At 62.1% G+C, this 20,124-nt stretch carries 19 protein-coding genes and 1 pseudogene; 8 read left to right on the top strand and 12 right to left on the bottom strand.

Annotation, left to right across the window (positions count from 1 at the left end; translation table 11 throughout):
- Positions 1 to 93 precede the first annotated feature (93 nt).
- The 5 genes from E3Z29_RS27895 to E3Z29_RS27875 form a co-directional block, all read right to left on the bottom strand.
- Positions 94 to 906 carry a zinc-dependent peptidase gene (locus E3Z29_RS27895; RefSeq protein WP_027612913.1) on the bottom strand — a complete coding sequence of 271 codons (813 nt, stop codon included), beginning with the start codon at positions 904 to 906 and terminating at the stop codon, positions 94 to 96.
- A gap of 4 nt (positions 907 to 910) precedes the next feature.
- Positions 911 to 1,561 carry a DedA family protein gene (locus E3Z29_RS27890; RefSeq protein WP_003228594.1) on the bottom strand — a complete coding sequence of 217 codons (651 nt, stop codon included), beginning with the start codon at positions 1,559 to 1,561 and terminating at the stop codon, positions 911 to 913.
- A gap of 346 nt (positions 1,562 to 1,907) precedes the next feature.
- Positions 1,908 to 2,369 (bottom strand): N-acetyltransferase, encoded by a 462-nt coding sequence (locus tag E3Z29_RS27885; protein ID WP_134787418.1) that lies wholly within the window; start codon positions 2,367 to 2,369, stop codon positions 1,908 to 1,910.
- 114 nt (positions 2,370 to 2,483) lie between these two features.
- Entirely contained in the window at positions 2,484 to 3,308 is an 825-nt protein-coding gene (gene eutC, locus E3Z29_RS27880; RefSeq protein WP_134787417.1) for an ethanolamine ammonia-lyase subunit EutC, read from the bottom strand.
- 5 nt (positions 3,309 to 3,313) lie between these two features.
- The gene (locus E3Z29_RS27875; RefSeq protein ID WP_096796313.1) at positions 3,314 to 4,708 is read right to left on the bottom strand and encodes an ethanolamine ammonia-lyase subunit EutB; all 1,395 of its coding nucleotides are present in this window, start codon (positions 4,706 to 4,708) and stop codon (positions 3,314 to 3,316) included.
- 42 nt (positions 4,709 to 4,750) lie between these two features.
- Between E3Z29_RS27875 and E3Z29_RS30095 the strand changes: the two are divergent.
- Positions 4,751 to 4,840 (top strand): annotated as a pseudogene (locus E3Z29_RS30095) (DUF4381 domain-containing protein); the annotation flags it as partial.
- Positions 4,841 to 4,899: 59 nt separating this feature from the next.
- Here the strand turns inward: E3Z29_RS30095 and eat are convergent.
- Positions 4,900 to 6,270: an ethanolamine permease gene (gene eat / locus E3Z29_RS27865; RefSeq protein WP_098965792.1), complete on the bottom strand. Its 1,371-nt coding sequence runs from the start codon at positions 6,268 to 6,270 to the stop codon at positions 4,900 to 4,902.
- Between the two features lie 303 nt (positions 6,271 to 6,573).
- On the bottom strand, positions 6,574 to 8,094 hold the full coding sequence (locus E3Z29_RS27860; RefSeq protein WP_025108675.1) for an aldehyde dehydrogenase family protein: 1,521 nt from the start codon (positions 8,092 to 8,094) through the stop codon (positions 6,574 to 6,576).
- A 479-nt stretch (positions 8,095 to 8,573) separates the two neighbouring features.
- On the opposite strand from E3Z29_RS27860, the gene E3Z29_RS27855 reads away from it, so the two are divergent.
- From E3Z29_RS27855 to E3Z29_RS27840, 4 genes are all read left to right on the top strand, one after another.
- Positions 8,574 to 10,481: a sigma-54-dependent Fis family transcriptional regulator gene (locus E3Z29_RS27855; protein ID WP_134787416.1), complete on the top strand. Its 1,908-nt coding sequence runs from the start codon at positions 8,574 to 8,576 to the stop codon at positions 10,479 to 10,481.
- 157 nt (positions 10,482 to 10,638) lie between these two features.
- Positions 10,639 to 11,988 (top strand): UDP-N-acetylmuramate:L-alanyl-gamma-D-glutamyl-meso-diaminopimelate ligase, encoded by a 1,350-nt coding sequence (mpl, locus tag E3Z29_RS27850; protein WP_096796310.1) that lies wholly within the window; start codon positions 10,639 to 10,641, stop codon positions 11,986 to 11,988.
- The gene (gene ubiX, locus E3Z29_RS27845) at positions 11,985 to 12,632 is read left to right on the top strand and encodes a flavin prenyltransferase UbiX (RefSeq protein WP_134787415.1); all 648 of its coding nucleotides are present in this window, start codon (positions 11,985 to 11,987) and stop codon (positions 12,630 to 12,632) included. Before mpl ends, ubiX begins: the two co-directional genes overlap by 4 nt.
- Positions 12,625 to 12,909 carry a YceK/YidQ family lipoprotein gene (locus tag E3Z29_RS27840; RefSeq protein WP_096796309.1) on the top strand — a complete coding sequence of 95 codons (285 nt, stop codon included), beginning with the start codon at positions 12,625 to 12,627 and terminating at the stop codon, positions 12,907 to 12,909. Before ubiX ends, E3Z29_RS27840 begins: the two co-directional genes overlap by 8 nt.
- 117 nt (positions 12,910 to 13,026) lie before the next feature.
- On the opposite strand, the gene E3Z29_RS27835 is transcribed toward E3Z29_RS27840, so the two are convergent.
- The 3 genes from E3Z29_RS27835 to E3Z29_RS27825 all read right to left on the bottom strand — a co-directional run bounded on the left by E3Z29_RS27835 (position 13,027) and on the right by E3Z29_RS27825 (position 15,989).
- Positions 13,027 to 13,668 carry an oxidoreductase gene (locus E3Z29_RS27835; RefSeq protein ID WP_134787414.1) on the bottom strand — a complete coding sequence of 214 codons (642 nt, stop codon included), beginning with the start codon at positions 13,666 to 13,668 and terminating at the stop codon, positions 13,027 to 13,029.
- A gap of 27 nt (positions 13,669 to 13,695) precedes the next feature.
- A complete protein-coding gene (locus E3Z29_RS27830) occupies positions 13,696 to 15,423 on the bottom strand; it encodes a C13 family peptidase (protein WP_134787413.1) in 1,728 nt (575 codons plus the stop codon).
- 110 nt (positions 15,424 to 15,533) lie between these two features.
- The gene (locus tag E3Z29_RS27825) at positions 15,534 to 15,989 is read right to left on the bottom strand and encodes a MaoC family dehydratase (protein WP_003228575.1); all 456 of its coding nucleotides are present in this window, start codon (positions 15,987 to 15,989) and stop codon (positions 15,534 to 15,536) included.
- A 180-nt stretch (positions 15,990 to 16,169) separates the two neighbouring features.
- Here E3Z29_RS27825 and E3Z29_RS27820 point away from each other — a divergent pair, with 180 nt between their 5' ends.
- From E3Z29_RS27820 to E3Z29_RS27810, 3 genes are read left to right on the top strand one after another with little or no spacing between them, the layout of a single operon-like run.
- Positions 16,170 to 16,532, top strand: a complete 363-nt coding sequence (locus E3Z29_RS27820; protein ID WP_095139173.1) for a CidA/LrgA family protein — start codon at positions 16,170 to 16,172, stop codon at positions 16,530 to 16,532.
- On the top strand, positions 16,532 to 17,248 hold the full coding sequence (locus E3Z29_RS27815; protein WP_134787412.1) for an LrgB family protein: 717 nt from the start codon (positions 16,532 to 16,534) through the stop codon (positions 17,246 to 17,248). The genes E3Z29_RS27820 and E3Z29_RS27815 overlap by 1 nt, the downstream gene beginning before the upstream one ends.
- 10 nt (positions 17,249 to 17,258) lie before the next feature.
- On the top strand, positions 17,259 to 17,849 hold the full coding sequence (locus E3Z29_RS27810) for an LON peptidase substrate-binding domain-containing protein (protein ID WP_134787411.1): 591 nt from the start codon (positions 17,259 to 17,261) through the stop codon (positions 17,847 to 17,849).
- Between the two features lie 3 nt (positions 17,850 to 17,852).
- Here E3Z29_RS27810 and E3Z29_RS27805 read toward each other — a convergent pair whose 3' ends face one another.
- Positions 17,853 to 19,169, bottom strand: coding sequence for a bifunctional DedA family/phosphatase PAP2 family protein (locus E3Z29_RS27805; protein WP_134787410.1), 1,317 nt, complete (start codon positions 19,167 to 19,169; stop codon positions 17,853 to 17,855).
- Positions 19,170 to 19,359: 190 nt separating this feature from the next.
- Positions 19,360 to 20,058: a DNA-3-methyladenine glycosylase gene (locus E3Z29_RS27800; RefSeq protein ID WP_096796304.1), complete on the bottom strand. Its 699-nt coding sequence runs from the start codon at positions 20,056 to 20,058 to the stop codon at positions 19,360 to 19,362.
- Between the last annotated feature and the right edge of the window lie 66 nt (positions 20,059 to 20,124).

Here is a 20,124-nt window from a genome sequence, read left to right as displayed (position 1 = left end):
TGACCAAAAACACTTGGCCGGATTGACCAAAAAGTGGCGGCGATTATAGGCATATTCCTACGTCGACGCCACGTACCAGAAGTCGTGCAGCGCTTACTCGTGCGCCTGATAGACCGGGTCTGTGGCCTGAAGTTGCCGCAGCCTGCCCAACGGATCCTGCCGGTAGAAAAGCTGCAGTTGCAAGTAGACCTGTGGATAAGCCGCGTGCAGCAGATCCGGAGCGCTGAAGAAGTATTCGCTGGTGACCGCAAAGAACTCCGCCGGGTTTTCCGCGGCGTACGGGTCGATGGCGGTTTCGGCATCGGGATTGCGGTCGAGCTGGCGGTTGAGGTCATCGTAGGCGTGTTGCATGACCTCGGCCCAGTCGCTGACGCGCATGTCGGCGTGCAGCGGCGGCAGGCCGTTGGCGTCGCCGTTGAGCATGTCGAGCTTGTGCGCCAGTTCGTGGATCACCAGGTTGTAGCCTTCCCAGCCACCACTGGCCATCACCCCCGGCCAGGCGAGGATGATCGGCCCCTGTTGCCAGGCTTCGCCGCTGTGCTCGCCGTCCCACTCGTGCTCGACGCCGCTGGCATCGCGATGCCGTTGCGGGCTGAGGAAGTCGTCGGGGTAGAGGACGATTTCGTGGAAGCCCTGATACCAGTTCAAATCGCCCAGATTGAGCAACGGCAACTGGGCCTGGGCGGCGAGCAGCAGGCGTTGTTCCTGATGCAGTTCGACACCGGGCAGGGCGGTCAGGTGTTTTTCTTCGAGAAACAGCACGCTGGCTTCACGCAACCATTGGTCTTCGGCGGCGCTGATGCCGTCGAGAAAGCTCAGGTGATGGCGCACCCGTTGCCACAGGTCGTCGGCAATCGGGTGCCTGGCCAGAATGCGCCGGCGACGCCAGGCGCTCAGTGACCACATCGGATCAGTGGGTTTCGGCTTTCGCGCCGCCGAAACGGCTGCGCACCACGCCGATGATCATCGGCACCAGCGACAGCAGGATGATGCCAACCACCAGCAACGACAGGTTCTTCTTGATGAACGGCACGTTGCCGAAGAAGTAACCCAGGGTCACCAGGCCGCCGACCCAGAGGATGGTGCCGAACACGCTGAACGCGAAGAAACGCGGGTAGGGCATTTTCCCGACGCCGGCGACGAACGGGGCAAATGTACGGATGATCGGCAGGAAGCGCGCCAGGGTCACGGTTTTGCCGCCGTGCTTGTCGTAGAAATCGTGGGTTTTTTGCAGGTAGTCGCGACGGAAGATTTTCGAGTTCGGGTTGCTGAAGAGTTTTTCGCCCGCCGTTCGGCCGATCACATAGTTGGTGCTGTCGCCGAGGATCGCCGCGAGCATCAGCAGCCCGCCCAACAGCACCGGATCCATGCCACCGCCCGCCGCCACGGCACCGGCGATGAACAACAGCGAATCACCCGGCAGGAACGGCATCACCACCAGACCGGTTTCACAGAAGATGACAGCGAACAGAATCGCGTAGATCCACGGCCCGTAGTTGGTGACCAGCAAATCGAGGTACACATCGAGATGCAGGATAAGGTCGAGCGGGTTGAAATCCATGGGGGCACCTGTGGTGACGGCCCGACTCGGCAGGCCTGTGCGGATGATTCGGGTGTAAGCCTACAGCGAGGTGTAGTTTTTCTTACAAGCCGGAAAGCTCGGGATTATACGGTCTGAGAGGTGAAAAGCGCGTTGGTTTTGTAGCGAGGGATGTCGGGGTGTGAACAAATGTCAGGCAGGCATTGATGGTGGCGGCAAGGTTGGTGTGGCGAGGGAGCTTGCTCCCGCTGGAGGGCGAAGCACTCCCAAGCCTTGATTTGCCTGACCTGTTGAGATGACTGAGGTGGGGCCGCTTCGCAGCCCGGCGGGAGCAAGCTCCCTCGCCACAACAGGCCCTTGATGAGTGCTAGAGCTCGTCGCTGATCGGCAGCACGTAGTTCTTGAACTCGGTGTCTTCCTTGAAGCCAATGGATTCGTAGGTTTTCTGCGCCACCTCGTTGTTGCTGCTGGTGGAAACGCGCATGCGCACAGCCTGGGTTTCCTTGGCCATTTTCTTCGCGGTGCGGATCAGGTTGTCGGCCACCAGTTGGCGGCGGGCGTCTTCGGCGACATAGATGTCGTTGAGGATCCACACGCGCTTGAGCGACAGCGAGGAAAAGCTTGGATACAGCTGGCAGAAACCCATGAGCTTCTCGTCGTCATCATCGGCCAGGGCCAGATAAATCACCGACTCCTTGCGACGCAGACGTTTTTCGAGAAACGCGCGGGAGGAATCCGGGTAGGGCAGGGAACCGTAGAACTCGCGATATTTGACGAACAACGGGGTCAGCAAATCCAGGTGTTCGAGGGTCGCTTGAATAATCCGCATGATAGGTCTCGTCTTCAAGTGGCTGTCTTCAACTGCTCTGACGGCGATGGGAAACCCTGCGGCCGTGCATCGATCCTGCCTGAAAGCAGCGCAGAAACGCAATGCGGAAACGGTTCAGGTTGTGGGCGGATCGAGTAGGAAGTTTCCCTTCATGTCCGCACCGGCGTCCGACTCCAGCGTCTGCACCTGTGCTTCGTCCTTCAGATTGACCCCCGACAGCTGCCGCCGGCAGGCCTCGCGCATCAGATACAGCAGGCGATGCGCCGCCATGCCGTAGCTCAAGCCCTCAAGCCGCACGTTGGAGATGCAATTGCGGTAGGCATCGGTCAGCCCGACTTTTGGATTGTAGGTGAAATATAAACCGAGGCTGTCGGGCGAGCTGAGGCCCGGACGCTCTCCGATCAGCATCACGACCATTTTTGCACCCAGCAACTGACCGATCTCGTCACCGATGGCGACGCGGCCCTGTTCCACCAGCACTACCGGGGCAAGCGACCAGCCGTCGGCGCTCATCTGCTCCTCCAGGCGGGTCAGAAACGGCAGGGTATGCCGATGCACCGCCAGTGCCGACAGGCCGTCCGCCACCACAATCGCCAGATCGACCCCGCCGGGGTTGGCCTGCGCGTAATCCCGCAGGCTCTGCGCCGAGGTGTCGCTGAGCTTGCGCCCCAGATCCGGGCGTTGCAGGTAGCTGTTGCGATCAGTCGCGGCGCTTTGAAGCAACAAGGTCTCGCGCCCGCGCTCGCTCAGTTGCGCGCTGAGCCCGGCATGATCGAACGGCAGATGCACCGCATCCCGTGCCTGAGCGTGGGCGAACTGGAAATCCAGCTGGGCGCTGGTCGGCAGGCTGGTGCCGGTGCGGCCGAGGGCGATGCGCGCCGGGGTCAGGCGGCGCAGTTCCAGCCATGGGTTTTGCGGGTCGACAGGCGGTTTTTCCATAACACTCATCCCAGTTGCGCCAGCGCCTGGCGGAAGGCCGGCGGCAGGTTGTTGCCAAAGCGAACCTTGCCGTCCGCCTGGGTGAAGATGCCCATGTTCGCCAGCCATTGCTCGAACTCCGGCGCCGGCTTCAGGCCCAGGGTCTGGCGCGCGTAGAGCGCGTCGTGAAACGAGGTGGTCTGGTAGTTGAGCATGATGTCGTCGGAGCCGGGGATGCCCATGATGAAGTTGATCCCGGCCACACCGAGCAGGGTCAGCAGGGTGTCCATGTCGTCCTGATCGGCTTCGGCATGGTTGGTGTAGCAGATGTCGCAGCCCATCGGCACGCCGAGCAACTTGCCGCAGAAATGGTCCTCGAGGCCAGCGCGGATGATCTGTTTGCCGTTATAGAGGTATTCCGGGCCGATGAAGCCGACCACGGTATTCACCAGAAACGGCTTGAAGTGCCGCGCCACGGCATAGGCCCGGGTTTCGCAGGTCTGCTGGTCGACACCGTGGTGGGCGTTGGCCGACAGCGCGCTGCCCTGACCGGTTTCGAAATACATCAGGTTCTGCCCGAGGGTGCCGCGCTTCAGGCTCAGCCCCGCGTCATAGCCTTCCTGCAATACATTGAGGTTGATGCCGAAACTGGCGTTGGCCGCTTCGGTGCCGGCAATCGACTGGAACACCAGATCCAGCGGCACCCCCCGGTTGATCGCCTCGATCGAGGTGGTGACGTGGGTCAGCACGCAAGCCTGGGTCGGGATGTCATAGCGCTGAATGATCGCGTCGAGCATCTCCAGCATCGCGCAGATCGAGGCGATGCTGTCGGTGGCCGGGTTGATCCCGATCATCGCGTCGCCATTGCCGTACAGCAGACCGTCGAGAATGCTCGCGGCGATGCCGGACGGCTCGTCGGTCGGATGGTTCGGTTGCAGCCGGGTCGACAAGCGCCCGCGCAGGCCGAGGGTGCCGCGAAATTTTGTGACCACGCGGATCTTCTGCGCCACCAGCACCAGATCCTGCACGCGCATGATCTTCGACACGGCGGCGACCATTTCCGGGGTCAGGCCGGGGGCGAGGGCGCGCAGGCTGGTTTCGTCCGCCGCATCGCTGAGCAGCCAGTCGCGGAAACCACCGACGGTGAGGTGGCTGACCACGGCGAAGGCTTGTTTGTCGTGGGTGTCGATGATCAGTCGGGTGACTTCATCGGCTTCGTAGGGAATCAGCGCTTCCTGCAGAAAATGCGTGAGCGGGATGTCGGCCAGCGCCATTTGTGCAGCCACGCGTTCGCCGTCATTGAGCGCGGCAACGCCGGCCAGAAAGTCACCGGAGCGCGCCGGGCTGGCCTTGGCCATGACGTCCTTGAGGCTGTCGAAGCGGTAGGTCTGGGCGCCGACGGAATGGGCAAATGCGGCCATGGGGCGGTGTCCTCCTGATTCTGTGGGTAACTCGGTCTCCCTGTGGGAGCGGGCTTGCTCGCGAAGGCGTCGTGTCAGACGACATCGTTGTTGGATGACACGACGCCTTCGCGAGCAAGCCCGCTCCCACAGGGGACCTTCATGCACTTCTATATAGCGGGCACCGGGCGACAGGCCCGGTGCCGGTGCAACTAGATACCTTCGAGCATAGCGTCTGCCGGGGCTTCGGCGCGTTGCTTGGCGGTGAGCTGGAAGTACAGATAACCAGCGGCCATGAAGCCAAGGAACACACAGCCGATCAGCGTGTTGAACCACGCCATCGCCACCAGGCACACCACCGCCAGAAACAGCGCAATTGCTGGCACCACCGGATAGCCCGGGGCGCGGAAGGTGCGTTCCAGGTTCGGTTCGGTTTTGCGCAGTTTGAACAGGCTGAGCATGCTGATGATGTACATCACGATCGCGCCGAACACCGACATGGTGATCATCGCTGCAGTCAGGGTCATGCCTTGCAGATTGACCAGTCCATCGCTGTAGATCGCCGCGATGCCGATCACGCCACCGGCCAGAATCGCCCGGTGCGGGGTCTGGAAGCGCGACAGTTTGGCCAGGCTTTTCGGTAGATAACCGGCGCGGGCCAGGGCGAAGAACTGTCGTGAGTAACCGAGGATGATCCCGTGGAAACTCGCCACCAGGCCGAACAGGCCGATCCACACCAGCATGTGCATCCACGATGAGTTATTGCCGACCACCGCTTTCATTGCCTGTGGCAGCGGATCATTGATGTTCGACAGTTGACGCCAGTCGCCGACGCCGCCGGCCATCACCATCACGCCGATGGCAAGGAACACCAGGGTCAGAATGCCGCTGACATAAGCCTTGGGAATCGTGCGTTTCGGGTCCTTGGCTTCTTCGGCGGCCATGGCCGCGCCTTCGATGGCAAGGAAAAACCAGATCGCAAACGGGATCGCGGCAAAGATTCCGGGGATCGAGCCCAGGGTGAACTCGTTGGCACCCGACCAGCCGTTGAGCACGAAGTTGCTGAAGCTGAAGCCCGGCGCGACCACGCCCATGAACACCAGTAATTCGGCGACCGCCAGCACGGTGACCACCAGCTCAAAAGTCGCGGCGATGCTGACGCCGAGGATGTTCAGGGTCATGAACACGAAATACGCGCCGACCGCTGCCACCTTCGGATCAAGCTCCGGGTACTGCACGTTGAGGTAGGCGCCGATGGCCATGGCGATCGCCGGTGGGGCGAAGACGAATTCGATCAGCGTGGCGATGCCGGCGATCAGTCCGCCTTTTTCGCCGAACGCCCGGCGGCTATAGGCAAACGGCCCGCCCGCGTGGGGGATCGCGGTGGTCAGTTCGGTGAAGCTGAAGATGAAGCAGGTGTACATGGTCGCGACCATCAGCGCCGTGACCAGAAATCCGAGGGTGCCCGCGGTGCCCCAGCCGTAACTCCAGCCGAAGTATTCGCCGGAAATCACCAGGCCGACGGCAATACCCCACAAATGCAGGGTGCCGAGTGTGGGTTTGAGCTGTGTGGTGGAAGTCATAAGTCCTCTCTGTTTTTTATTGTTCGATCTGTTGGACTTTCGGGTGCAGCGGTTGAGGTGGATGGATGCTGTTCACGCAGCGGCAGTTTTTGTGCAAAACCTGAATGACGGGTACGCAAGGGCCGTGCCAGAGCGGCCAGGCCTTGTGTCGTGTCATTTAGGACGCCATCGCTGGCAAGCCAGCTCCCACAGGTTTATGTGGTGAACCCATTATTGAGATCGAATTCAGATCCCTGTGGGAGCGAGCTTGCTCGCGAAGGCGGTTGAACAGGCGACACAGAAATATCTGTATCGCCCCGGGTTTTAGAAGAAACCCAACGGATTGATGTCGTAGCTCACCAGCAGGTTTTTGGTCTGCTGATAGTGATCGAGCATCATCTTGTGGGTTTCACGGCCGACGCCGGACTTCTTGTACCCGCCGAACGCGGCGTGCGCCGGGTACAGGTGGTAGCAGTTGGTCCACACACGACCGGCCTTGATCGCGCGGCCCATGCGGTAGGCGCGGTTGATGTCGCGGGTCCACAGGCCGGCACCGAGGCCGAACTCGGTGTCGTTGGCGATCGCCAGGGCTTCGGCTTCGTCCTTGAAGGTGGTGATGCTCACCACCGGGCCGAAGATTTCTTCCTGGAACACGCGCATTTTGTTGGTGCCCTTGAGCAGGGTTGGCTGGATGTAATAGCCGGTCGCCAGATTGCCCTCGAGTTTTTCCACCTTGCCGCCGGTCAGCAGCTCGGCGCCTTCACCCTTGGCGATTTCCAGGTACGAAAGAATCTTGTCGAATTGCTGCTCGGACGCCTGCGCGCCAACCATGGTGTCGGTGTCCAGCGGATCGCCACGTTTGATTTGCAGGACTTTCTTCATCACCACTTGCATGAATTCGTCGTAGATCGACTCCTGCACCAGCGCGCGGGACGGGCAGGTGCAGACTTCGCCCTGGTTGAAGAACGCCAGCACCAGGCCTTCGGCAGCTTTTTCGATGAAGGTCGGTTCGGCCTGCATGATGTCTTCGAAGAAGATGTTCGGCGACTTGCCGCCCAGTTCCACGGTCGATGGAATGATGTTCTCGGCGGCGCATTTCATGATGTGCGAGCCGACCGGGGTCGAGCCGGTGAAGGCGATCTTGGCGATGCGTTTGCTGGTGGCCAGGGCTTCGCCGGCTTCTTTGCCGAAACCTTGCACCACGTTGAGCACGCCCGGTGGCAGCAGATCACCGATCAGCTCCATCAGCACGCAGATGCCCAGCGGGGTTTGCTCGGCAGGCTTGAGTACCACGCAGTTGCCGGCGGCGAGTGCCGGGGCGAGTTTCCACGCGGCCATCAGCAGCGGGAAGTTCCACGGGATGATCTGGCCGACCACGCCCAGCGGTTCATGGATGTGATAGGCCACGGTGTTGCCGTCGATTTCGGCAGCGCTGCCTTCCTGGGCGCGTAGGCAACCGGCGAAGTAGCGGAAATGGTCGGCTGCCAGCGGGATGTCGGCGTTGAGGGTTTCGCGGATGGCTTTGCCGTTGTCCCAGGTTTCGGTGATCGCCAGCAGTTCGAGGTTCTGTTCGATGCGGTCGGCGATTTTCAGCAGGATCAGCGAGCGCGCCTGCACGGAGGTCGCGCCCCACGCATCGGCAGCGGCGTGGGCGGCGTCCAGTGCCTTGTCGATGTCTTCGGCAGTGGAGCGAGGAAATTCGGCAATCGGTTGGCCATTCACTGGCGAGGTGTTGGTGAAGTACTGACCTTTGACAGGCGCGACGAACTCGCCGCCGATGTAGTTACCGTACTTGCTCTTGAACGAGACTTTGGCGCCTTCAGTACCGGGGTGAGCGTAACGCATGATTTGTTCTCCTTGGCTTTGTACTTATTAGAGAAACGCGCAAGTGCGCTTGCTATAAGCGTAGAGCAAAGGTCGGGCCACTGCCGTGCAGGGCAGGCAAATCAAGGCTTTGCGTATTTTTTGTCGGACGGGCGGGCGGCGCCTGTGATGGTTTCGGTACAGAGGGGGTGACAGTTTGTACCGCTTTTGGCACAGCCAGTGACCGGCTGGTCTTGCCAGCATTGCAATGCGCCGATGGCTGGAGGATGCTGACTGCCAATCGCCCAGATGCACCCCTTGTGGCGAGGGGATTTAGCGAAACGTCGCACCGCCCCGATCGGCTGCGCAGCAGTCGTAAATCCGGTGTACGCGGTGAATCTAAGAAGCCACGTTGGTTTGATTGGGGCTGCTTCGCAACCCATCGGGGATAAATCCCCTCACCACAAGGTATGTGCCAGCCAATAAAGAGGCGGCACTGATCTCGGGGAGAATAATAAGAAATGCACGATAACCATTTGAGTCGCCATGCCCAGCAGGTTCTCACCGTCAGTCAGGGCAAGCCGCACCTGCACGGGCCCGGTGCCGATCCGTCGATTGCCCGCTCGTGGCTGCGCTGTCTTGAGGACTATCACCTCGACCCGGCCCTGACCATGGCGCCCACCGTGCTCGAACACGGGCGCGTGCTTGAAAGCCGCGAACGCCTGCAACAGGTGTTGCAGATCGCCGGCAATGAAATGAGCAGCCTGCATCAACAACTGTCGGGCGCCGGTCATGCGGTGCTGTTGACCGACGCGCGCGGGGTGATCCTCAACTGCGTCACCGCACCTGCCGAGCGCAAAATATTCGAACGTGCCGGCCTCTGGCTCGGCGCCGACTGGAGCGAAGCCTGCGAAGGCACCAACGGCATCGGCACCTGCCTGGTCGAGCGCCAGGCACTGACCATCCATCAGGACGAACACTTTCGCGGCCGCCACACCGGCCTGACCTGCTCGGCGAGCCCGGTGTTCGACCCGCACGGCGAACTGCTGGCGGTGCTCGACGTGTCCTCGGCGCGCCACGACGTTTCGCGGCAGAGCCAGTTCCACACCATGGCGCTGGTCAATCTGTCGGCGAAGATGATCGAGAGCTGCTATTTCCTGCGCTGCTTCGATAACCAGTGGCTGCTGCGTTTTCACTTGCAGGCCGAATCCGTCGGCTTGTTCAGCGAAGGGCTGCTGGCGTTTGACGGGGAAGGGCGGATCAGCGCGGTCAACCAGAGCGCGCTGAACCTGCTCGGGCATATTCGCGGTGGTTTGCTCGGCAAACCGGTGGAAGCATTTTTCGATTGTTCGCTGGACGAGTTGCTCGGTCGGGCCAGCGCCAATGCCAGCGCCAGTTGGCCGCTGCGCACCCGCGACGGACGGCATCTGTTTGCCTTGCTGCGTGGCGAATCGCGCAAGCCGGCGCCGATCCTGCCGGCTCCGGTCGTGGCCAAGCCGCAAGCGCTGGCGGGCATTTGCCTCGGCGACGCGGCGCTGCAAGCGGATTTCCGCAAGGCGCTGCGGGTGTTCGAACGCGACGTGCCGCTGCTGATCAACGGTGAAACCGGCTCCGGCAAGGAAGCATTCGCCAAGGCTGTGCATCACGCCAGCCAGCGCGCCAACAAAGCCTTCGTCGCCCTCAACTGCGCGGCGATCCCGGAAAGCCTGATCGAGAGCGAGCTGTTCGGTTATCGCGGCGGCAGTTTCACCGGCGCGCGCAAGGACGGCATGCGCGGCAAGCTGCAGCAGGCCGATGGCGGCACGCTGTTTCTCGATGAGATCGGTGACATGCCGTTGGCGCTGCAAACCCGGTTGTTGCGAGTGCTGGAAGACCGGCAGGTGGTGCCGATTGGCGGCGAGCCGGAGGCGGTCAACGTGCGGATCATCAGCGCCACGCACCGTAATCTGCTGGAGCGGGTCGAAGGCGGCAGCTTCCGCGAAGATCTGTATTACCGGCTCAATGGCCTGGAGGTCGCGTTGCCGGCGTTGCGTGAGCGCAGCGACAAGTCGCAGTTGCTGGATTTCCTGCTGGCCGAGGAGGCCGGCGGCGAGACAATCGTGATCGACGAACCGGCGCGCCAGGCGTTGCTGGCCTTCACCTGGCCGGGCAACGTTCGGCAGTTGCGCAATGTCTTGCGCACATTGGCGGCATTGTGTGACGAAGGGCGAATCGGGCTGGAGGATTTGCCGGCGATGATTCGGCAGGGGCGGCCAACGCTGGAGCTGAAGTCGGTTGAGTCCGAGCATCCGCTGGAAGACGCTGAACGTCTGGCGTTGCTCGATGTGCTGGAGCAAACGCGCTGGCATATGACCCAGACCGCGCAGCAGCTCGGGGTCAGCCGCAATACCCTCTATAGAAAGCTTCGTAAGCACGCGATCTCCCGTTAAACCGCGTCGCGCCATTCGCGAGCAAGCCCGCTCCCACAGGATCAGCGCCAACCTTGTGGGAGCGGGCTTGCTCGCGAAGGCGTCGGCGCAGGCGAAACACCAGGTGCGATTTTCCCCACCCTACGCTAACCTGCGGCCATGTTTTACGAGGTCGACTATGCACATTCATATTCTGGGTATCTGCGGGACTTTCATGGGCTCGATGGCGGTTCTGGCCAAAGAGCTGGGCCATCACGTGACCGGCTCCGACGCCAACGTCTATCCGCCGATGAGCACGCAGCTTGAGGCCCAGGGCATTCAGTTGACCCAGGGCTACGACCCGGCCCAGCTCGATCCGGCGCCGGATCTGGTGGTGATCGGCAACGCCATGTCCCGCGGCAACCCGGCGGTGGAATATGTGCTGAACAAAGGCCTGCCGTACGTCTCCGGCCCGCAGTGGCTGGCCGATCACGTGCTGCAAGGGCGCTGGGTGCTGGCAGTCGCCGGTACGCACGGCAAGACCACCACCAGCAGCATGCTCGCCTGGGTGCTGGAACATGCCGGGATGAGCCCGGGGTTCCTGATCGGCGGCGTGCCGCAGAACTTCTCGGTGTCCGCACGTCTGGGCGGCACGCCGTTCTTCGTGATCGAGGCCGACGAGTACGACAGCGCGTTTTTCGACAAGCGTTCGAAGTTCGTCCACTACCGCCCGCGCACCGCGATCCTCAACAACCTTGAGTTCGATCACGCCGACATCTTCCCCGATCTGCCGGCGATCGAGCGGCAGTTCCACCACTTGGTGCGGACTATTCCGAGCGAAGGTCTGGTGATCCACCCGACCACCGAACCGGCCTTGCAGCGCGTGATCGAAATGGGCTGCTGGACCCCGGTGCAGACCACCGGCGTCGGCGGTCAGTGGCAGGTCAAGTTGCTCAAAGACGATGGCTCGGCGTTCGAAGTAATGTTCGAAGGCGTGTCCCAGGGCACGGTCGAATGGGAGTTGACCGGTCAGCACAACGTCGCCAACGCCTTGGCTGCGCTGGCTGCGGCGCGGCATGTCGGTGTGGTGCCGTCGATGGGCATCGCCGGCTTGAGCGCATTCAAGAACGTCAAACGCCGGATGGAGAAAGTTGCGGAAGTACGCGGCATCACCATCTACGACGACTTCGCCCACCACCCAACGGCGATCGCCACCACCCTCGATGGCTTGCGCAAGCGCATCGGCGACGCACCGCTGATCGCGATCATCGAGCCGCGCTCCAACTCGATGAAGCTCGGCGCGCACCGTGACGGTCTGCCGGACAGCGTAGTCGATGCCGATCAGGTGATCTGGTACGCCCCGGCCAACCTCGGTTGGGATCTGGGCGCCACTGCCGCACTGTGCAGCGTGCCGTCGATTGTCAGCGACTCGCTGGAAGGCATCATCGAACGCGTGAAGAGCCAGGCCCAGCCCGGCACCCACGTGGTGATCATGAGCAACGGCGGCTTCGGCGGTCTGCACGGCAAGCTCGCCGAGGCGCTGCAATGAACACTTTTTCCCAGAGCGGCGGTCCGGAACGCATCACGCTGGCGATGACCGGCGCGTCCGGCGCGCAGTACGGATTGCGCCTGCTCGATTGTCTGGTGCGCGAAGATCGTGAAGTGCACTTCCTGATCTCCAAGGCTGCGCAACTGGTGATGGCCACCGAGACCGATGTCACGCTGCCGCCCAAGCCGCAGATGATGCAGGCGTTCCTTACCGAATACACCGGGGCCGCCGCCGGGCAGATTCGCGTGTACGGCAAGGAAGACTGGATGTCGCCGGTGGCCTCGGGCTCCGGCGCACCAGCGGCGATGGTGGTGGTGCCGTGTTCCACGGGTACCTTGTCGGCGATTGCCACGGGCGCGTGCAACAACCTGATCGAGCGCGCGGCGGACGTCACCTTGAAGGAGCGGCGCCAGTTGATTCTGGTGCCGCGCGAGGCACCGTATTCGAGCATTCATCTGGAGCACATGCTCAAGTTGTCGAACATGGGCGTGACCATCCTGCCGGCCTCGCCGGGCTTCTATCACCAGCCGCAGACCATCGACGACCTGATCGATTTCGTCGTGGCGCGGATTCTCAATCTGCTGGGCATTCCACAGGACATGCTGCCGCGTTGGGGCGAGCATCATCTGAGCAGCGATGAATAAGCTGTTGATGATTGCGCTGGCGCTGCAACTGGCCGGCTGCGCCACCGCGCGCACGCTGGATGCGGCCAAGCCGGGGGCGCCGGTGGTGTATTCCGGGACACGCCTGGATTTGTACGCGATGAATGGCGGGTGCTGCGCGATGGATCGCTTCGGGGCTGAAGCGCCGAGTTATCCGGGAGTGGACCTGCCGGCGAGTGCGTTGCTCGATACGCTGTTGTTGCCGTTGTCGTTGCTGACCGTGATTGGCGTGGGGTTTCAGGCGACTGGCGGATTGTAGGGGAGTGTGGCGAGGGGATTTATCCCCGATGGGGTGCGCAGCGCCCCCAAAATCTGAAAAACGACGACTGCTGCGCAGCCGATCGGGGATAAATCCCCTCGCCACAAAGTACGGTGTTTACTTGCCGAGCTTTCGCAGCTCATCCGACTCGACGATCCGCACCCCATCCTGTTCTTCCAGCGCCAGGCGCCACATCGCCCGGGCCAGTTGGCAGGCTTCGATGCCGCGATATTTGCCGGGAATCAGTTTGGAGAACGGCGCCGCCAGTTGTTCGCCCAAGCGCGGCTCGGTGCGATCTCCCAGCAATAGCGATGGTCGGCAGATGGTCAGCTGCGGCCAGTCCTGTGCGCGCAATGCCTGCTCCATCTCGCCTTTGACACGGTTGTAGAAAATCGACGATTTCGGATCGGCGCCCAGCGCACTGATCACGATCAAGTGCCGCGCGCCCATCTCTCGTGCGCGTTTGGCGAAGGCCACGACCATGTCCAGATCCACCGCGCGGAAAGCGGCTTCGGAACCGGCCTTTTTGATCGTGGTGCCGAGGCAGCAATAGGCGATATCGACGCGACCACTGAGTTGCGGCAGAAACGCTTGTGGGTCGCCCACCGGGTTTTCCAGGTGCGGATGCTCCGCCAATGGACGACGGGACGGGGCGAGCACGCGGGTGATCGTCGGCTCGTTGAGCAAACGGTCGAGCAGATGTTCACCGGTCAGTCCGGTGGCTCCGGCAAGCAATACGTGCTGAGGCGTCAAGTACATAGTGTTTCTCCCTTGATACTGTTCAGCTTAGTTGCTGTTTGTTGCTCCGTCGTTCAATGCAGCACTCTGCAACGCTTTTCTGGCCTGCTGTTTACGCAGCAGTTGCCAGTGTGCCAGCACGGTTTTCGGTGCCCAGATCTGTGGCTCCGAGGCTTCGAAGTTATCCGCCAGTTCGCGCTCGGCGACGGTGGCCTTGGCCAGTTTGAAAGCCTGCTCTAGATCGTCGGTCTGGTTCAGGGCCTGAGCGAACAGGGCGTCGCCGAAGTAGGTGAAGTTGGCTTCTTCCGAGCAACCGAACGACACGCGATCGGCACGCGAGGCGGTCATTATCAGTGTGCGCTCATCTTTCAGCGCGGGGATGAAACCGCCGGAATAGCACGATGAAATCACGATCACCTTGTCGCGATTTTTCAGTGGCGCGAGCACGGCGGCGAGTTCGTCGGCGGGCAGATCGGCCAGCTCCATGCGCGGCTGATCGAGCACCAGCTCGTGTTCGGCGGTGCCGTGGCTGGTCAGGTAGATGAACACCAGGTCTTCCGGGCCGCTGCGTTCAGCCAAAGTCTGCGCGGCGCGGCGCAGGTTCTCGCGAGTGGCCATCGGCCGGTCGACGAGGTGGTCGCGGTGGTTGACCAGACGAATCTGGCCGTAGGCACCGAAACGTGTGGTGAGCATGTTGGCGACGTAGTCGGACTCGCGCAGGAACACGCTTTGCTTGCCGTCGCCACCGAGGGTCAGGGTGTACAGCTCGACTGCCGGCGTCGAGGCGGGCACGGCGGCCAGCGCGTTATCGAGTAGGCGGCCCTGGGCCAGAAGGCCGAGTTCGAGGGTGTCGGGCAACAGCTTGCCGTCGGCGTCACGTACGCGCTGGCCGTTGATCCAGGTACCGCTGAGCACGGTGCCGTCAGTCAGCACCAGGGTGCCGCGTCCGGCGTAGCTGTCGCCGTCGAACCCGCCGATGTAGAAGCTGCCGTCAGACAGGTTCAAACGGCCCTGACCGCTGAAGCGCCAGTCGTTGAAGTAGCCGATGTAGTGGCTGCCGTCGGCGCCGATCAATTCGCCCTTGCCGGTCAGCGCGCCTTCCTTGAACTGGCCGAGCCACACGTCGCCGTCGGCGTTCTCGTAGCGGCCCTTGCCGTGCAGCTGGCTGTTCTTGAAGCCGCCGACATAGATGTCGCCATCGGCGCTGTTGAAGGTGCCATTGCCTTCGAGCTGGCCGTTGACGAAATGGCCGCTGAAGGTATTGCCGCTAGAGTCGCCGCGCTGGCCTTCGCCGTTGGGTTTGCCGTGCGCGAACTGGCCCTGATAGGAGCTGCCGTCGTCCATTTCCAGACGGCCCAGCCCGGAATACTGGTCAGCCTTGAACTCGCCACGGTAGGTCATGGCGTTTTCCTTGAGGGTGCCTTCGCCATCGCGGCGGCCCTGCTTGAAACCGCCGGTGTAACTGCTGGCGTTGGTGGTCAGGCTGCCCTGGCCATCGAACAGCCCCTGCTGAAACTGACCGCGATAGACTTCGCCGTTGCTGCCGTGCCACTCGCCCTGGCCATGCCATTGGCCCTTGTCGAACTGCCCGGCGTACCAACTGCCGTTGGGGTAGTCGACCCGGCCCTGGCCTTGCAGCAAGCCGTTGACCAGTTCGCCGCGATAGCGTCCGCCGTCCGGCAGCCGTGCATCCGGGGGCAACAGCGATTCGCCGTCGCCGCACGCGGTGAGCATCAGGGTCAGGGCAAGGGGTGCAAGAGAAGCGAGTGGGCGCATAGCGGGATCCGGGCAATTAGGCGACCGAGTATGCCGCAGCTATGTGACCTTATACAGCCGGGAAAACAGCGCTGATGCGAAACAGCGTGCGCTGTTTCGCATCCCGTGACTCAAACGAAGCAGAGCGACAGCGGTTCTGCGATATAGGCCGGTTTGTCCGAGCCTTCTATCTCAAGCGTCGCGGTGGCCTTGAGCAGCCATTGACCGGGTTTTTTCTCGGTCACTTCGGCCAGATCGACCTTCAGGCGCACTTTTGAATTGACCTTCACCGGCTGGATGAAACGCACGCTGTCCAGACCGTAATTGACCACCATCTTCAGGCCTTGCGGCAGCACGAGGATGTCTTCCATCAGTTTCGGGATCAGCGACAACGACAGGAAACCGTGGGCAATGGTGCTGCCAAAAGGCGTTTGCGCGGCTTTGACCGGATCGACATGGATGAACTGATAATCCCCGGTGGCTTCGGCGAACAGGTTGATGCGCTCCTGATCGATGGTGAGCCATTCGGAACGTCCGAGTTCCTTGCCGACATAATCTTTGAGCTCTGCAACGGGAACATAGGGCATTGAGACTCTCCTTGGGTTCATCGGTTTTATAGTTTTTCAGGTGGGGGATTTGACCGCCCTGCGAACCACTGTAGATCAACATGGCGATTTGCTCCGGTCAACCGACCATGCTTTTGGCGAATGCCGATCCATAGCGCTGCCGTGCTTATAATGCCGAGGACTTGCGGGGGGAGATGTCTGATGTTGTTACGTGGCCTGACCATGCTGGTGCTGTTCCAATTGCTCGGCACGGCACTCAACCATTTGCTGTTGCCGGTGCTGCCGGGGCCGATCATCGGTCTGCTGCTGTTGCTGGTGTTCCTGATCATTCGCGGTGAAGTCGGCGAGCCGCTGAACCTCGCGGCCGGCAGTCTGTTGCGTTATCTGCCGCTGCTGCTGGTGCCGCCGGCGGTGGGCGTGATGGTTTATGCGAGCGACATTGCCGCTGACTTCTGGGCCATTGTCGGCGCGCTGGTGTTGTCGTTGATCCTGTCGATGGCCTTCGCCGGGGTGCTGATGCAACGCCTGGTCAAGCGCCATGCGCCGCACTCGGAGGAGTCGTGATGCTCTTCGATTGGCAAGGCGCCTGGGCTTCGGTGATCCATCATCCGCTGTTCGGCATCGGCATCACCCTCGGTGCCTATCAACTGGTACTGGCGGCGTTCGAGAAAACCCGCTGGATCTTTCTGCAACCGGTGCTGGTCTCGATGCTGGTGGTGATCGGCGTGCTGGTCGGCTGCGGCCTGACCTACGCCGAGTACCGCAAGAGCACCGAAATCCTCAGCATTCTGCTGGGCCCGGCGACGGTGGCGCTGGCGGTGCCGCTGTATCTCAACCTCAAGCGCATCCGCCAATTGTTCTGGCCGATTTTTACTACGCTGGTGATAGGCGGCGTGGTCGCCACGGGCATGGGCGTGTTGCTCGGCTGGTGGTTCGGTGCCGAACACATGATTCTGATGACCATGGCGCCGAAGTCGGTGACCTCGCCGATTGCCATGCTGGTGGCCGAGCAGATCGGTGGTGTGGCGGCGCTGGCGGCGGTGTTCGTGCTGATCACCGGGGTGATCGGCGCGATCTTCGGCCCGGCGCTGCTGACCCAGCTCGGCGTGCACAGCCCCGAGGCGCGCGGCATGGCGCTGGGCATGACCGCGCACGCGGTCGGCACTTCGGTGGCGTTGCAGGAAAGCGATGAGTGCGGCGCCTTCGCGGCGCTGGCGATGAGTCTGATGGGCGTGGCCACGGCGGTGTTCCTGCCGTTGGCGGTGTCGATGGTGGTGTAAGGAAATGTCTATGAGTCTGCCGCTTTTTCCGCTCAACACAGTGCTGTTTCCCGGCTGCAACCTCGACTTGCAGATCTTCGAGGCGCGCTACCTGGACATGATCGGCCGCTGCATGAAGCAGGGCGGCGGTTTCGGCGTGGTGTGCATCCTCGATGGCCACGAAGTCGGCGTTGCGCCAGAGGGCTTTGCCCTGGTCGGCTGCGAGGCGCGGATCACCGATTTTCAGCAACAGGACAACGGTCTGCTCGGGATCCGGGTGCAGGGTGGGCGGCGTTTTCAGGTGTTGCGCACGGAAGTGCAGCGCGATCAGTTGATCCTCGCCGACGTCGAGTGGCTGGACGATGAGCCGGAGCAACCGTTGCAGGACGAAGACGCCGATCTGGTGGCGCTGCTCAAGGCCTTGGCCGAGCACCCGATGGTCGAGGCGTTGAACATGGGCACCGAAGCGCTGGGGCAGCAGTCGCTGGCCAATCAGCTGGCGTATCTGCTGCCGTTCGCCGAAGAAGACAAGATCGACCTGCTGCAACTCGACGATCCGCAGCAGCGACTGGATGCGATCCAGGCGCTGCTCAATGAGCTGCAGGACGAGCTGTTCGCCTGAGTATCAGTAGGCGTAACGCAACATCGTGTCCGGCAGATGCCGCAGAACGAACAGGCTGAACAACGCCAGCAGCGCCGGCAGAACCAGCCACCAGACCTTGAACGGCATGGCGTTGAGCGGCGCCTTGCGCTGGCTCAGCCACAAGCCTGCCGCACATACGCATGCCGCCAGCATTGCGCCGGCCAGAATATCCGTCGGCCAGTGCGCCCCCAGATACACCCGTGACAAAGCAATCGACAGCGCCGGAATACAGCCGAGCAGCAGCCAGGTCAGGCGCATGCGCGGCGGTTGGCCGCGACCGGCGAGGACCGCCAGCACCAGAAACAGCGCGAACGAACCGGAGGCATGACCGCTGGGCATGCTGTAGCTGGTCAGCGGATCGGTCAGCACCTCCGGGCGTACCCGGGCGAAAAACTGTTTGGTGACGGTATTGAGGAGCGCGGTGCACAGCAGCACGCCACCGGCAAAGATTGCCTGGCGCCATTGCCGGCACAGCAGCAACAGACCGGTGAGCAGGGCGCTGAACATCAGCATATTGCGGAATTCACCGATCAGGGTGAACGTCACCGCGATTTCATCGAGCATCGGCTGCCGATGTTCCTGCACCAGGGTCATCACGCCCTGGTCGAGGGCGTGCAGATACGGATAGCCAATAAACAGGCCGATCAGAATCAACAGGCTCATGCTGCTGATCCAGATCGTCGCCCGGCGATGCTGGCGCAAGCTGCTGTTGACGCTCATGCCGACCATCACCGCAATACTGGCGGCAACGATGCCGGCCTGCAGCCAGAAACCTTCCGGCAGCGGCAAGCGGATCGCCGCTCCGGTGGCCCAACCCGGCAGCAGGTAGGCGACGCTCCAGCCGGCAGCGGCCAGCAGGCTGACGGCGGCGAAACGCGGGAAGGGCATGTCGCACATCCCGGCAACCATCGGCAGCATCGGCCGCAACGGGCCGATGAAGCGCCCGACCAGCAGGCTGGCGATGCCGTAACGCTGGAAGTAGGTTTCGGCCCCGGCCATCCATTCCGGATGGTGGCGCAGCCCCGGCAGGCGGCGGATGTTCTGATGGAAATGGCGGCCGAGGAAGTACGAGATCACATCGCCGAGTATCCCGCCGAGAAAGCCCAGCAGCAGGGTTTCACTCAACGACAGTGCGCCGCTGCCGGCGAGTACGGCCACGGCAAACAGCAACACCGTGCCGGGCACGATCAGCCCGGCAATGGCCAGACACTCCACGAATGCGACGATAAACACCGCAGCGGCCAGCCACTGCGGATTGGCGGCGAGCCACCCGGTCACGCTATCGAGCCATGGGCCCATACACACAACTCCATCAAATCTTCAATAAGTCCCGAAGGCTGCACAAAATATCAGCAATCACTCAGTACCCCTGTGGGAGCGGGCTTGCTCGCGAATGCGGTGTGTCATCAACGAGCTCGTATCTGACACGCCCTCTTCGCGAGCAAGCCCGCTCCCACAAGGGCGCATTGGGTTCAAAACCTGTGTCACTTCAGGACAGCAAAAAATAATCGCGACCTTCGACCTGGCCCCGGCGCAGCGGGTTCCGCGTGCACCACTGGGCATACGCGGCGTCGACGAAGCGGTACATCAGGTGTTCGTCGCGGCCATGGGGGATGCCCAGGCGGGTGGTCTGGATAATCTGGGTCGGCGCCGGCCCGGTGTCTTCCACCAGCATCAGCTCATGATCGAAACGCTTGGCGTCCCACATTGGCACCTTCAGCCCAAGCGCCTTGCACAGCAGCGTCTGCCCGGCGCAAAGCTTTTGCGAAGGACGCGGCCGGCCTTGGGCATCGGGATTGTTCAGCAGCATCTGCGCCAGACTCGCCGGCCCGCTGACCTCATCGACCCACGGGTAAGCGGACTTGATCAGCACCGCATTGCCCGGCCCCTGAGCGCTGAAGTTCAGCGAATCGCCACCGCGGGCGTAATACATATAGATGTGCCCGCCATCCAGAAACAAAGCCTTACGTTTTTCCGTATAGCCGAGCGATGCATGACTGCCTTTTTCCGCGCAGTAATAGGCTTCGGTTTCGATGATCCGGGCGCTGAGCCACAGATCGCCGACCCGGTGGCGGATGACTTTGCCGAGCAGATCGCGGGCCAGCACTTGCGCGTCACGGTCGAAAAAAGCGTCCGGGAGGCCCAGTGGCAGGCGCTCGGCGATGGCGCGATCGGTCAGGTTGGACATGGCAAACGGTGTTTATCCAGGCGAAGGAGGTCGTGATGATAACAATCCGCGGCTTAATTACGGCTG

The sequence above is a fragment of the Pseudomonas sp. S150 genome, assembly GCF_004526365.1.
Taxonomy (GTDB): domain Bacteria; phylum Pseudomonadota; class Gammaproteobacteria; order Pseudomonadales; family Pseudomonadaceae; genus Aquipseudomonas; species Aquipseudomonas putida_A.
This window is presented reverse-complemented; position numbering and strand designations above follow the sequence as displayed.